15 protein-coding genes are annotated in these 12,175 nt (G+C 65.8%); 5 read left to right on the plus strand and 10 right to left on the minus strand.

Features of this window, described 5'->3' with window-relative positions; translation table 11 throughout:
• The first annotated feature begins 83 nt into the window (after positions 1-83).
• Entirely contained in the window at positions 84-1,280 is a 1,197-nt protein-coding gene (locus V4U86_RS26415; protein WP_395308799.1) for an MFS transporter, read from the plus strand.
• Here the strand turns inward: V4U86_RS26415 and V4U86_RS26420 are convergent.
• From V4U86_RS26420 to V4U86_RS26445, 6 genes are all read right to left on the minus strand, one after another.
• The gene (locus V4U86_RS26420) at positions 1,250-1,987 is read right to left on the minus strand and encodes an ABC transporter ATP-binding protein (protein WP_395308800.1); all 738 of its coding nucleotides are present in this window, start codon (positions 1,985-1,987) and stop codon (positions 1,250-1,252) included. The genes V4U86_RS26415 and V4U86_RS26420 overlap by 31 nt on opposite strands.
• Positions 1,977-2,735 (minus strand): ABC transporter ATP-binding protein, encoded by a 759-nt coding sequence (locus V4U86_RS26425; RefSeq protein WP_395308801.1) that lies wholly within the window; start codon positions 2,733-2,735, stop codon positions 1,977-1,979. The genes V4U86_RS26420 and V4U86_RS26425 overlap by 11 nt, the downstream gene beginning before the upstream one ends.
• The gene (locus V4U86_RS26430) at positions 2,732-3,799 is read right to left on the minus strand and encodes a branched-chain amino acid ABC transporter permease (RefSeq protein ID WP_395308802.1); all 1,068 of its coding nucleotides are present in this window, start codon (positions 3,797-3,799) and stop codon (positions 2,732-2,734) included. Before V4U86_RS26430 ends, V4U86_RS26425 begins: the two co-directional genes overlap by 4 nt.
• A 4-nt stretch (positions 3,800-3,803) precedes the next feature.
• Positions 3,804-4,688 (minus strand): branched-chain amino acid ABC transporter permease, encoded by an 885-nt coding sequence (locus V4U86_RS26435; RefSeq protein WP_395308803.1) that lies wholly within the window; start codon positions 4,686-4,688, stop codon positions 3,804-3,806.
• 2 nt (positions 4,689-4,690) lie between these two features.
• Positions 4,691-5,902 (minus strand): amino acid ABC transporter substrate-binding protein, encoded by a 1,212-nt coding sequence (locus tag V4U86_RS26440; RefSeq protein WP_395308804.1) that lies wholly within the window; start codon positions 5,900-5,902, stop codon positions 4,691-4,693.
• Positions 5,903-6,089: 187 nt separating this feature from the next.
• On the minus strand, positions 6,090-6,845 hold the full coding sequence (locus V4U86_RS26445) for an SDR family NAD(P)-dependent oxidoreductase (protein ID WP_395308805.1): 756 nt from the start codon (positions 6,843-6,845) through the stop codon (positions 6,090-6,092).
• Between the two features lie 413 nt (positions 6,846-7,258).
• Here V4U86_RS26445 and V4U86_RS26450 point away from each other — a divergent pair, with 413 nt between their 5' ends.
• The 3 genes from V4U86_RS26450 to V4U86_RS26460 all read left to right on the plus strand — a co-directional run bounded on the left by V4U86_RS26450 (position 7,259) and on the right by V4U86_RS26460 (position 9,335).
• Positions 7,259-7,810 carry a YaeQ family protein gene (locus V4U86_RS26450; RefSeq protein WP_395308806.1) on the plus strand — a complete coding sequence of 184 codons (552 nt, stop codon included), beginning with the start codon at positions 7,259-7,261 and terminating at the stop codon, positions 7,808-7,810.
• 161 nt (positions 7,811-7,971) lie between these two features.
• Entirely contained in the window at positions 7,972-8,739 is a 768-nt protein-coding gene (locus tag V4U86_RS26455) for an AraC family transcriptional regulator (RefSeq protein ID WP_395308807.1), read from the plus strand.
• Between the two features lie 23 nt (positions 8,740-8,762).
• Positions 8,763-9,335, plus strand: a complete 573-nt coding sequence (locus V4U86_RS26460) for a class I SAM-dependent methyltransferase (RefSeq protein ID WP_395308808.1) — start codon at positions 8,763-8,765, stop codon at positions 9,333-9,335.
• A 49-nt stretch (positions 9,336-9,384) separates the two neighbouring features.
• On the opposite strand, the gene V4U86_RS26465 is transcribed toward V4U86_RS26460, so the two are convergent.
• The 4 genes from V4U86_RS26465 to V4U86_RS26480 all read right to left on the minus strand — a co-directional run bounded on the left by V4U86_RS26465 (position 9,385) and on the right by V4U86_RS26480 (position 11,237).
• On the minus strand, positions 9,385-10,077 hold the full coding sequence (locus tag V4U86_RS26465; RefSeq protein WP_395308809.1) for an NAD(P)-dependent oxidoreductase: 693 nt from the start codon (positions 10,075-10,077) through the stop codon (positions 9,385-9,387).
• Positions 10,074-10,580 carry a MarR family transcriptional regulator gene (locus V4U86_RS26470; protein ID WP_395308810.1) on the minus strand — a complete coding sequence of 169 codons (507 nt, stop codon included), beginning with the start codon at positions 10,578-10,580 and terminating at the stop codon, positions 10,074-10,076. The genes V4U86_RS26465 and V4U86_RS26470 overlap by 4 nt, the downstream gene beginning before the upstream one ends.
• Positions 10,580-10,750 (minus strand): hypothetical protein, encoded by a 171-nt coding sequence (locus tag V4U86_RS26475; protein ID WP_395308811.1) that lies wholly within the window; start codon positions 10,748-10,750, stop codon positions 10,580-10,582. The genes V4U86_RS26470 and V4U86_RS26475 overlap by 1 nt, the downstream gene beginning before the upstream one ends.
• 85 nt (positions 10,751-10,835) lie before the next feature.
• Positions 10,836-11,237, minus strand: coding sequence for a hypothetical protein (locus tag V4U86_RS26480; protein ID WP_395308812.1), 402 nt, complete (start codon positions 11,235-11,237; stop codon positions 10,836-10,838).
• 343 nt (positions 11,238-11,580) lie between these two features.
• On the opposite strand from V4U86_RS26480, the gene V4U86_RS26485 reads away from it, so the two are divergent.
• Positions 11,581-12,174, plus strand: a complete 594-nt coding sequence (locus V4U86_RS26485) for a TetR/AcrR family transcriptional regulator (RefSeq protein ID WP_395308813.1) — start codon at positions 11,581-11,583, stop codon at positions 12,172-12,174.
• Position 12,175: the final 1 nt, after the last annotated feature.

The following is a 12,175-nucleotide window of genomic DNA, read 5'->3' on the forward strand; positions in this document are numbered from 1 at the left end:
AGGTCCGACCACGGATCGTCAACACGAGTACGGGAGGGCGCCATGTCGGCCGACCTGACAGCACCACCTGATCCGGCCCGCCCGTGAACGGCCGGCTGCTCACCCTCGCGGCCACGCACGGGGCCACGGACTTCTATCAGGGCAGCGTCGCCGTCCTGGTTCCCGTGTTGGTATTCCAGGCCGGCTTCAGCGCCATGCAGGCAACCCTGGTGGTGCTGGCCGCCACGATGGGCTCGGCCGTCGCGCAGCCGCTGTTCGGTCTGCTCGCCGACCGGTACCGGACGTTCTGGCTGCTGCCGGCCAGCATGCTGCTCGCGGGCGCCGGGATCGGGGTCCTCGGACTGACCGATTCGTTCGGGGCGGCACTGGGAGCCGCGGGAGCATCCGGGCTCGGGGTGGCGGCCTACCATCCGGTGGCAGCCAGTCTGGCCCGCGACATCGGCGGAGGCACGGCCCGGTCGATGAGCTGGTTCATCGCGGGCGGGAACATCGGTCTGGCGGTGGCGCCGGCGATCGCCGCACCGATCCTGCTGGCGTTCGGGCCGCACGCTACACCGCTGCTGGCCGTGCCCGGCGTTCTCGGCGGGATCGCCGTGTTCGCGGCGCGCCGGTGGCTGGCCGGCACCCCGGCGACCGGACGCGGCGCTGCCCGTCAGTCCACCGAACGGCGCAATGACTGGCCCAGTTTCAGCTGGCTGGCGGTGATCGCGATCCTGCGCTCCGGCGCATACTTCGGCATCTCGACATTCGTCGTCCTGCTGGTCGTCCGGGAACTGGGGCACAGCCAGGGTCTCGGCGCGACGCTGCTCGGAGTCTTCCTCACCGTCGGTGTGGTCGCCACGCTGGCCGGCGGTGTGATCGCCGACCGGTGGCGCCGGGTGACCTGCATCCGCATCGGATTTGCACTCACCCTGCCCGGCCTGGTGATCCTGGCGCTGGCACCGACCGTCGCGATCGCGACGGTCGGCGTGGTGATCGCGGGTTTCGGTGTGTTCCTGCCGTTCTCGGTGCAGACCACGCTCGGGCACGAGTATCTGCCGCACCACATCGGAACCGCGTCCGGGGTCACCATCGGCCTGTCGGTCTCGGCCGGCGGCGCCTTCGCCCCGCTGCTCGGACTCATCGCCGAAGGACACGGACCCCGGTACGCGTTGCTCACGCTCGCCGCACTGCCGGTACTGGCGTTGCTGATCAGCCTGCGACTGCCCGAGCAGGGTCGTCCCGGAGCTCGTGGAAGTGCCCATCGGGATCAGGTCCGTGCCGCAGCCCCGCCGAGATAGAGATCGGCAAGCTTGGGGTCGGCCAGCAATTCGGCTGCCGGACCGCTGATGTGGACGCGGCCCAGATCGAGTACACAGCCGAGATCCGCGGTCTGCAGGGCGCGGCGCGCGTTCTGCTCGACCAGCAGTACCGCGGTGCCGGCGTCCCGCATGCGGACGACCTGCTCGAAGACGGTCGTCGTGGTCTTCGGGTCCAGTCCCATCGAGGGTTCGTCCAGCAGCACCACCTTGGGGGTGACCATGAGTGAGCGGGCGAACTCGACCTGCTTCTGCTGGCCGCCGGAGAGCAGACCCGCCAGCTGGGTCCAGCGCTCCCCCACTATCGGGAACAGGTTCTGGACATGCTTGATGCGTTCGGCGATTACTGCGGGATCCTTCACGGTGAACGCGCCGAGCCTGACGTTCTCCTCGACCGTCATCTCCCGGAACACGCTGTGCCCCTGCAGGACATGGGACAACCCCGAACGCAGCATGGCCTGCGGCCCCTGGCCGGTGACGTCGTGCCCGTCGACCCGGATGGCACCCGAGCGTGGCTTGAGCAGACCGCTGGCGACCTTGAGCACCGTCGACTTGCCGGCGCCGTTGGGCCCGACCAGACAGACGATCTTTCCCGGCGGCACCTTCACGGTCAGCCCACGCAGCACCATCGCGGCGCGTCCGTATCCGGCCTGGATGTCATCGAGTTCGAGCAGGTGTTCAGATGCCAAGGTAGGCCTCCAGGACTCGGGGGTCGGATTGGACCACTTTGGGGGAACCGGTGGCTATCGGCCGCCCGCGGTCGAAAACGACCACGTGGTGGCTGAGGCTCATCACCAGATCCATGTTGTGCTCGACGATCAGGAAGGTCTTGCCCTCGTTGTTGAGCTCGACGATCAGCGTCATGATCCGCTCGATCAGCGCGGGGTTCACACCGCCGGCCGGCTCGTCGAGCATGATGGTCTCCGGGTCACTCATCAGCACACCGGCCAACTCCAGCAGCTTCTGCTGCCCGTACGAGATGTTGCGTGCCTCCGCATGTTCCAGATGATCGATGCCGACTCTGTGCAGCAGGGCGCGGGCCCGCTCCACCGCATCCTTGCTTCGCCAGCTGCGGATCATCGACGGCAGCGGACCGCTGACGCCGACGAGCATGTTCTCCAGCACCGTCATCTGCGGGAAGGTCCGGCACAGCTGGAAGCTGCGGCCGATGCCGGCTCCGGCGATCTTGTTGGCCGAGCGGCCGGTGATGTCCTTGCCGCGGTAGGTCACCGTCCCGCTGTCCGGGGCGATCATGCCCGTGACACAGTTGAAGAACGTCGTCTTGCCCGAACCGTTCGGTCCGATCAACGCGTTGACAAGACCATGCCGGAACTCCACAGTGGCGCCGTCGACCGCAGTCACACCACCGAATCGCTTGGTCAGCTCCGTGGTGGCGAGGTTCGTGAGTTCGGTCGTGATCGTCTCGGGTTTCGTCACTGCCCGCCCCCGTTCCCCGTCGGCGTGAGTTCGCGTGCGCGCTGCCGCTGTTCGGCCAACTCCTCGGCCGTCTGTTCGCGGATGGAGGTCTCCCCCCGGCGCAGGTAGCGGTTCACCAGCTCCCGTACGCCGGGAATGATGCCGTCGGGCATGAACAACACCACGAGTACGAGCAACACACCCGTCGCGGTGAGGTGGATCTGGGTGTCGCCGTAGTTCAGCTTGAAGTACTCCAGCGCGAAACCGACCAGGACTGCACCCAACAGCGGACCGAACAGACTGCGGATACCGCCGACCAGTGCCATCAGCACCATGTAGGCGCCGAGCAGGATGGAGAACTGGAACACCGGATCCAGATCGCCGAACCAGAGGGCGTAGAACCCGCCGGCCGCGGCGGTCAACGCCGCCGACAGGACGAAGGCCACCAGCTTGTATTCGGTGGTGGGCACACCGAGTGCCCGCGCCTTGTCCTCGTCCTCACGAATGGCCTTGAGCCGCATCCCGAACTGGGAACGGTCGATCAACCACCACAACAGCAGCGCCACGGCAAGCAATCCCAGGTAGAGGTAGTAGAAGCGCAGATGATGCTCGGGGCGCAGCAGTCCCGGGAAGGGGCGGGGTACCTCCATGCCGGACGAGCCACCGGTCAGCGAGCTCCAGCTCTGCGCCACCAGCAACACGATCAGCACGAACGCGATGGTGGCGATCACGAAGGAGGCACCACGCAACCGGAGTGCGGCGAAACCCACCGGCACCGCAATCAGGCAGACGATCACCACAGCCGCCGCAACCGCCAGGAAACTGGGCAGCCCGAACCGGTTGATCAACAACCCCGTGCTGTACGCGCCGAGGCCGAAGTACGCTGCGTGACCGAAGGATATGTATCCGGTGAATCCGCCCATGAAGTTCCACCCGGTGGCGCAGACGGCGTAGTTGAGGATCACCACCGCCGCCGCCAGCAGGTACGGGTTGCCCAGGGTGGACGGAATGCTCAGTCCCACGGCGATCAGCGCGAAGACGCCGAGGATCTTGATCGCCGGAGCGAGCTTCGTTGCCCGCTGCATGTTGTCAGAAGCGTTGTGCAAGACGACCTCCAAAGAAGCCCTGCGGCCGGAACAGCAAGGTGGCGAATAGCGCGACGTAGAAGACGGTCTGGGCCCAGGTGGCGCCCATCGGGATCTGCAGGACGCTGGTGGCAATGCCCAGCACCATGGCGGCGATTGCCGCGCCGGGCACCGATCCCAGACCACCGACGACGATGATCGCCATCAGCGGGCCGATCCAGTACCAGTGCAGTGACGGAAAGATGGTGGCGTCCAACGACAATGCGGTGCCGCCGACCGCGGCGGTGGCCAGGCCGAGCCCGAATCCATAACTGGCCACCCGGTCGGTGTTGATACCGACCAGGCGGGCCGCATCGGGATGTTGGATGGTGGCCCGCAGTGAGCGACCGAAATCGCTCTTCATCAGCACGAAGTACAGCGCGGCGAGGCCGGCCGCGGCCAACCCGAACGACACCAGCTTGACCACCGGGATGGACGCTCCGAAGAAGCCGATCTGCGCCGAGCCGTAGCCGAGGTTGATGCGGCGCTGCACACCCGTGAAGACGAAGCCCAGCAGGCCCTCGATGATCAGTGCGAAGGCGAGCGTCAGCAGGCAGGACATCATGGTCAGGGTGGCCGGGCGCAGCCGGGTCAGCAAGGTGCGCTGGATGACGACGCCGAGCCCGAAGAACAGCGGCACCGTCAGCGCCAGCGACAGCATCGGGTCGAGCCCCGTGGCGGTGGCGAAGAACCAGGCGAGGTACGCGGCGAGCACCAGGAACGCTGCGTGCGCGAGCATCACCACGCGCATCACGCCGAAGTACAGGGTGAGCCCCGAGGCGAGCAGTGCGTACTGCCCGCCCAGGAGCACCCCGAGGATGAGGGTCTGGAAGACGACTGCGAATTCCACGATCACCAGCTCGGCTTGGGAACGATGATCTCAGCCTCGGCGACGTCCTCGGGCAGGACGATCTTGGACTCGCCGTCCTGCCACTGCAGCACCATGCTGGCGCCCTTCGGCCGGCCGTCCTCGTCCCAGGACAGCGGCCCCACGACGGTGGGCACCTCGGCGGTGCGCAGGTAGTCGATCAGCTGTTGCTGGCACTCGCCCTGCTCCGCGCAGCCGACGTTCTCCACGGCGGCGGCGACGACCTGACCCGTCGCGTAGGCTGCGGCCTCGTCCTCGTTGGGTGCATGGTTGTACTTCGCCTCATAGGCGGCGACGAACTCGGGGTTGGTCGGGGTGACCGATCGCGGCGAATACGACGTGGGGGCGAGGATGCCTGCCGTGCGCGGCCCCAGTGCACTGGCGAACTCGGGGTGGGTCGGTGCGGTGGTGAAACCGGCGATCTTGGGCTGATAGTTGAGCTGCTGCATCGCGATGATGAGGTTCACCGCGTCCTGGTAGGCCGCCCCTCCGATCACCATGTCGGCATTGGTGGGTGCGATCTTTGCGGCCAGCGTCGAGAAGTCCGTCTGGTTCGGTGGGTAGAGCTCGTCGACGACGACCCTGATTCCCCCCTCCGACAACCGATCCCGGACGCCGTGCGCAGTGGCCTTCGGGAACGGGTCGTCCATGGCGACGATGGCCACCGTCGCGGGGCGCTGGTCTTCGGGCATCTGCAGGACGTGGTCCACCAGGTGGTCCAAGCTGTGGTCGGCGACCGACGGTCCCGAGTAGAAAAGATGGTCGAAGCCCTGCTCGAAGACCTCGGCGGCATTGCCGGCCGGTTCGACGAACAACATGCCGTACTCCTGGGCCACCCGCGCCGCGGGGACCACCAGCCGGCTGGAATACGGACCGAAGATGAGGTCCGCACCGTCCTGGGCGATCAGCGCTTCGTAGTCGGAGACCACGGCCTCGGCCTGCGACTTGTCGTCCAGGATCTTCAGTTTGACCTGACGACCCAGCAGACCGCCGTTGGCGTTGATCGTCTCGGCCCAGAGTTGGTAGCCACGCTCCACACCCTTACCGGGCTCGGCGAAGTCACCGGTCAGTGGAATCGAGATGCCGATCAGGATCGTGTCGTCATCGCCGTCGCCGCCGGCGCCTCCGCTACATCCGGCCACTCCCAACGCCAGCGCCGCCGTCGCCGCCACCGCCAGGCTTCTCCGTACCCACATATGCGCACTCCTCACAGCTGCCCTGAACGCTCTACTAAAGCGCTTCATCAACACACCCTGCACTGAACAACGGCGGTTCGCAAGAGAATCAGCCGATTTAACCCAAGGTTGATAAAAGCGCTTTAGTATCTGTTCCGAACACGCTTCCGCGCAGCCGTCGCCAAGGCACGGCGCGCCCTGTCGTGCGCTAGTGGAAGAGTCCTCCACCGTCGCAGACGAGGCACTGGCCGGTGATCATCCGCGCGTCGGGTGAGGCCAGGAAGCTGACCAGCCCAGAGAAATCCTCCGGGGTGACGAACTCCTGAATCACCTGTGCCGACATGGTTTTTCGGAAAACGTCATCCCCAGAGTGGGCAAGCGTGCCCGGGGTCGCGACCTGGGCGGGCATCACCGCGTTCACACAGATCCGATGTTCGCCGAACTCGCGGGCCATGACACGTGTCATTCCGATCAGTGCGCCCTTGCTCGCGACGTATCCGATCTGACCCGCGCCGCCGGTGAAGAACGTCCGCGAGGCGACGTTGATGACGCGGCCGCGATGCGGACTGTCACGCAGGAACGGAAAGCTCGACTGCACGACGAGCAGTGCACCCACCGCGTTGACGCTGTAGTAGCGGTGCATGTCTTCGGGAGTCATCTCGAGCAGACTCGCCCGGCCCGACAGCAGTCCGGCATTGTTGACGACCACGTCGATCCCGCCGAACCGCGCGACGACGTCGTCGATCGCCGCCGCCACCGACTTCGGTTCGGACACATCGCATTGGACGAACGTGACCCCCTCGGTCTCCGGCCCCCGCGGCGCCGCGATGTCCAGACCCGCGACGGCGGCGCCGTCGGCGGCCAGCCGGGCCGCGATGGCCTCACCGAGTCCCCCCGCGGATCCGGTGACGACGGCGACGCGTCCGGCCAGCCGATGAGAGGGTGCTGAGTTGAGTTCGTCCATGCCCGAGCAGCCTAGCCACGGCAACGCCGCGCCGGCCCGGTAGCGACAGGGCGGCCGTCCGTGGGCTCTTCTGCCTCTTTTCCGGGGGCCAACACAAACTCGCAACGGTTCGGGTGCCCGGCCGCTGGCGACGTGGGAACATGAATCGATGCGGGCTCTGGTGCGGCCAGGGACGCTGATTCGCCGCGCCGGCGATCTCGACACTGGAACGTAGCTCCCAACGCCCGAGGACAAGGATCTCAGCAACAGCATCGAGATGGACTTCGCAACAGCCCGTTTAGCACCGCCGACATGCTGCGGTCGTCGCTGTGGTCGTCTATCGATGGCTACTCGATCCTGCGACGAGCACGGCGCCCGGCTCACTTGAAGCGGCCCGCCTGCTCGGGGAACGCCTCCAGGGTGGACACTAGGACGTGGCCCTTTCTGCAACAGTGTTCAAAGTCGAGCTTGGCGTCTCCAACGTCGATCACGGTTACTACGCCGACCACTCGCTGACCGTCGCCCGTCATCCCAGTGAGACCGATGAGCGGATGGTGGTGCGATTGTTGGCTTTTGGGCTGCGCGCACACCGGCTCAGCGACGTCGACGGTGAGTTGTCGTTCGGAGCGGGCCTGTCCACCCCTGGTGTACCGGACCTGCGGCTCGCTGACTACACGGGACGGATCCTGGAGTGGATCAACGTCGGTCAGCCCGATGAACGCGTGCTGGGCAAGGCTGCCGGCCAGGCCGAGCAGGTGCTGCTGTTCCCGTTCGCGGCCGGCGTGGCCACCTGGTGGCGCACCGTCGGCCCCAAGGTGGCGGGACTGTCGAACCTGTCGGTGCTGCAGATACCGCATGCACCGGTGCAGCAGCTGGCCCAGTCCGTCGACCGGCGGGTGTCGGCGCAGGTGATGGTGATGGAAGGTCAGGTGACGATGACAGTGGGTCCGGTCGACGTCACCTTCACGCCCGAGCCTTTGAAGTGATCGTCTGAGCTCGATATGGCTGCACATTGCTGTCGCACTTGGCAACTGATGCAGATTGACGGCTCCCTTCGGGGTTCTCCATAGGCATTTAAATCTCCGCAATGGGGCTAGCTTTGTTCGACCTTGCGGAGATACCGTGAAGCGTGCAAAGCAGGTTGGTCGTGGGACCGGGACGGCTCGCACTGATCGGCACTTTCGATGACGCGCCGATGACCGGCTTCAAGTTTCATCAGCACCCAGTGGTGCAGGTGACCGTCGGACTCGATGGCGAACTGACGGTGGTAACTGGCGACGGCCGCGCAGTGACGAGTCAGGTCGTGGTGATTGCAAGCGGCACCCGCCACACTCTGCGATCGGGCGGGGCCCGAACGGTGCTGTCGGTGTACCTGAGCCCGTTGGCCCGCGCCGGGGCGGCACTCAACTCTGTGAGCCGTGGCTCCGGCGTGTGGGCGGCAGAACGCGCTGTCGCGGAGAGCATCACGTCCCGGGTACGCCTGGTGGATGACGTGCGGAGCGCAGGGGATGCCGCGGTATGTGAGGTGCTGCGCGCCGGCGGTGACAATGCAACCGTGGGTGGGCCGGTCCACCCTGCCGTGCAGAACGCCCTGCACGTGTTGTCGGCGAGCATTCCGGGCAGGGCGGGCCTCGCCGCCGTCGCCCGCGCGGTGGCAGTGTCGCCCGACTATCTCGGCCGTCTGTTCCGTCGACACACAGGCGCGTCATTCGCAGCGACCAGCCGTTGGTTGAGATTGCTGACCGCCCTCTACTACCTCGACCGTGGTGCGTCGGTCACCGATTCAGCTCACCTTGCCGGCTTCGCTGACGGTGCCCATGCACACCGTGTGTGCATGGAACTCGCGGGGCTGGCACCCGGCCAGGTGGCACGCGCTTTGGCTGCGGGCCGGACGGATCTGTTCAATCCCGAGTGACTCAATAAGGAGACACTGGGCTCATGCCGGCAATGTCGCGTATCGAGCGAGCGTTCTGTTGCGCAGCGCTGTGGCGCCGTAGCACCGATGCCACCGTGAAGCTCCTGCAGCCCGACCGGTTGGGTTGCGATGTCCTTGAGATCGGATCCGGTGCCGGCGGGGTGGCCGCCGCTCTGCAACGGTGCCTGCCGAACGCGGCGGTGACGGCCAGTGACCTCGACCCGGTGATGGTGGCCGCATCCGCGCGCCGCCTGGCACCGCACCCTTCCGCGCGAGCGGTCCCGGCCGACGCCACGGCGCTGCCCTTCGCTGACGAGACCTTCGACTCCGTGGTGTGTTGCCTGATGCTGCATCACATCGTCGATTGGGAGATTGCGATCGGGGAGGTCGCCCGCGTGCTGCGGCCCGGCGGGGTGTTCGTCGGCTACGACTTGGCGCGCACACGATTGGCGACGTGGTTGCACCACTTGGACCGATCACCATTTCGGCTGCTGACTCCGGACGAACTCGTAACCACGTGTCGAACAGCGGATCTGACCGCCGAGGCAGGCGCGCTCTACCGCGGGCACATAATGCGTTTCGTCGTGACGCGCTGAAGAGTGCTGCCCCTACGAGGAAACGATCTCCCCGTCGACACCATCGTGATCACCCGCGCACGATACCTTCGCGCCAGATCGTGCGCACAAGACCTTGGTGCTTATCGACGGTAGCCACCGCGGCGGTCTTTCGGCTGAATTCGTTGCTGGCCAGCTGGTCAACGATGGCGGACGCGAGATCGCCTCGTGCGGTTTGACGTCCGGCGACGTGATCTTCGGCGATCTGGTAGGTGGTCGGCGGCGTGAGGTTGGCCAGGCCAAGGGGACGCATGATCGTCCAGTCCAGTGTGGTAGCCCTGACGATGGATTCCATCCGCGCCATGTCGGCGTAGAGGGTGCGGCCTATCCGGTCCAGGATTGGCCGAGCGAGTGTTCTCTCCGCCCAACTCCACCCGGGATCAGTCCAGTCGCTGAGTGCTGCCGAACTGGTGACGATCAACCAGCTCATGCACTTTTCGGTCATTGCTGCGCAGATCGCCTGTGCCGATGCGGAATACAGGTCAATCGGTTTGCGGCTGAAAGTGGTTCCCAGCACCGACACCACAGCGTCAGCGCCGGCGATAGCCGCCGATACGTCCGGCAGTGAGGTTGCGTCACCACTGACCACACGCAGCCGTTGCCCGGCCGTCGGAAAGCGATCCGGTCGGCGTACCAGTGCGGTGGCATCGTGCCCGTCGGCGAGGAGGCGGTCGATGAGCAACCGGCCGGTGGGGCCGCTCGCGCCGAGTACCGCGATGATCATGATTGCGGTTGATCCGATGCTGCCTGTGTCGCACCGGGATCCTGCAGTTCCCCGGTGGCCATTGTGATAGCAGCGGTTGCTTCGTTCAAATAGGTCAGTACGGTTTCGACCTGCGAGGGCCGCATCGATGCCTGTAGTGCGTCCGGCCTGTCGCTGGCGTCGCGGTAGAGCGCGTCGAGCCGATCAAAGCCGACCGATTCGATTTCGACGCTGCGGCGATCGTGATCGTGGTGACGGCGAATAACCCAGCCTGCATCTTCCAGGCGGCGCAGAACACCGGTGATGGTTGCCGGCTGCATCGACAGGCGGCGGGCCAACGTGGACGGTGATTGAGGTCCGTTCCGGGTGAGCAGGTCAAGCACTTCCAAATCGGAATCTTTCAGTCCGGCCATTGCGGCCACTCGCCGCGTGCCGAGCGCCAATGCGATTCGCAGGTCCTGCACGGCGGTACGCAACCGGGCGCCATCGGCGCCCTCCGGGCCTGAATTCCGTCGCTTGACCATCAGCGCACCCCGATGATCTCGACCGGGCGGACAAAGATGGGCAAGGAGGTGAGCCGATGTCCGTCCAACAACCGCCGCACGTACCGATAGAAGCTGGGCCGAAGCAGCTGCCGCGCCGCCACCAGGGTGATACCAAATCCGGCCCATCCGGCCACCGACACCACACTCACGCCGTCCCCCGTCCCGTTGTTGACGGCCCGCGATCTGCGCCGCCCGATGCACGCTCACCGGCATCAGATGCGTCCAGCCAGGTTGTCAGCTCCGCCTCGCCCGCAACCCGGCGTACGCGAACAGAAGCCCTGTACCGATCTCAGATAGCGCCGTCACCCACGAGAACCAACTCACGTTGATGCGAGGGCCGGAGACAAAGCTGTCTTGAAATGCCGGCCAGAAACTCGGCAACAGGTGTGCGTAGCTGAAGAGCACAGCGCTGCCGACGCCGGTGAACACAGCGGCCATATCCGAGCGTGGATGTCCGCGAAATGCCATGGTGACCGCGACAATCACGACGACTCCCTGCACGAATCCACCCACCATCACGAATGCCGGCGATGCGGACATCCCCCGCCGCAGGTGATCCACCACATGCAGCCCCCAACCGAGCAAGAATGCCGCTGCCGAGAACCTCAGAAGTCTCTGCGCCTCCCCGATTTTCACTTGCCCCCCCTGGTAGCTACGCAGACTTGAAACGACAGCGGCCATAGCCGGCCGCGCTAGAAAGAACGTTCTATCTGGAGAGTAGGGCAGACGCGCGCACGTGGCAACAGCGATTACCCCGAACCTCGACCATCGCATGGCCGATCGGCCCTGAACCCAACGGGCATAGGAGGTGTGGGAAGTTCAAGCGGCTCAATAGAAGCCAGTAAACGATGTGCGCCCAAAGGCGTCGGCGAAGCCAAGCACATCGTCGGTCGCACCACTACGCCTGGACACCACTGCCGCCCAATTGCGAGGGTCCAAGACCTTGATTTTTGAGTTGAACTCAACTTAGCATGAGGGCATGACTGCCGTGGTGAAGTCGACGCGCGGGCAACGCTCCCGCGAACAGCTCGTCGCCGCGGCCACCGAGGAGTTGGCTGGTACCGGATCATTCGAGGTAGCAGCGGTGGCACGGCGTGCGGGGGTCAGCGATGGCCTGCCCTACCGCTACTTCGGCAATCGGACTGGCCTGCTGGTAGCAGTTGTCGATGCGTTCTACCAGCGCTTCTGCCGTACGATCGCGCTGCGTTCCTACCCCGGAGCGACCTGGGCTGAACGCGAACACCGGCGCATCGCCGACTGGGTGGAGTTCCTTTACGCCGACCCCGTGGCGCCGGTCATGCTCGCCGGCCTCGGCGAGGGTGAGCTCGCCACCGCACGAGGGCGGTGGTTGCAGGAAATGAGTGCAATCGGGGCGAAGAACATGGCCCAAGCTCAGCGTAAAGGCGAGATCGATGCACGCCGCGATCCCGAATACCTCGCTGCGGCAACGATCGGCGGCACCAATGCCGTCATCGCGGTGTGCCTGACCCGTGACCCACGCCCGCCCGCAACCGAGGTGATCGATCAGATCTGGGCCTTCGTTGCCGGCGCGGTCGGCCTCGACGAAAGCTGAC

The organism is Mycobacterium sp. AMU20-3851 (assembly GCF_043974665.1).
GTDB lineage: Bacteria > Actinomycetota > Actinomycetes > Mycobacteriales > Mycobacteriaceae > Mycobacterium.

Excerpts from the sequence above, each read along its gene's own strand:
- V4U86_RS26430 (WP_395308802.1), bottom strand. The coding sequence starts at position 3,799 with ATGCAGCGGGCAACGAAGCTCGCTCCGGCGATCAAGATCCTCGGCGTC.
- V4U86_RS26485 (WP_395308813.1), top strand. The coding sequence starts at position 11,581 with ATGACTGCCGTGGTGAAGTCGACGCGCGGGCAACGCTCCCGCGAACAG.
- V4U86_RS26440 (WP_395308804.1), bottom strand. The coding sequence starts at position 5,902 with ATGTGGGTACGGAGAAGCCTGGCGGTGGCGGCGACGGCGGCGCTGGCG.
- V4U86_RS26470 (WP_395308810.1), bottom strand. The coding sequence starts at position 10,580 with ATGGTCAAGCGACGGAATTCAGGCCCGGAGGGCGCCGATGGCGCCCGG.
- V4U86_RS26465 (WP_395308809.1), bottom strand. The coding sequence starts at position 10,077 with ATGATCATCGCGGTACTCGGCGCGAGCGGCCCCACCGGCCGGTTGCTC.
- V4U86_RS26460 (WP_395308808.1), top strand. The coding sequence starts at position 8,763 with ATGCCGGCAATGTCGCGTATCGAGCGAGCGTTCTGTTGCGCAGCGCTG.
- V4U86_RS26445 (WP_395308805.1), bottom strand. The coding sequence starts at position 6,845 with ATGGACGAACTCAACTCAGCACCCTCTCATCGGCTGGCCGGACGCGTC.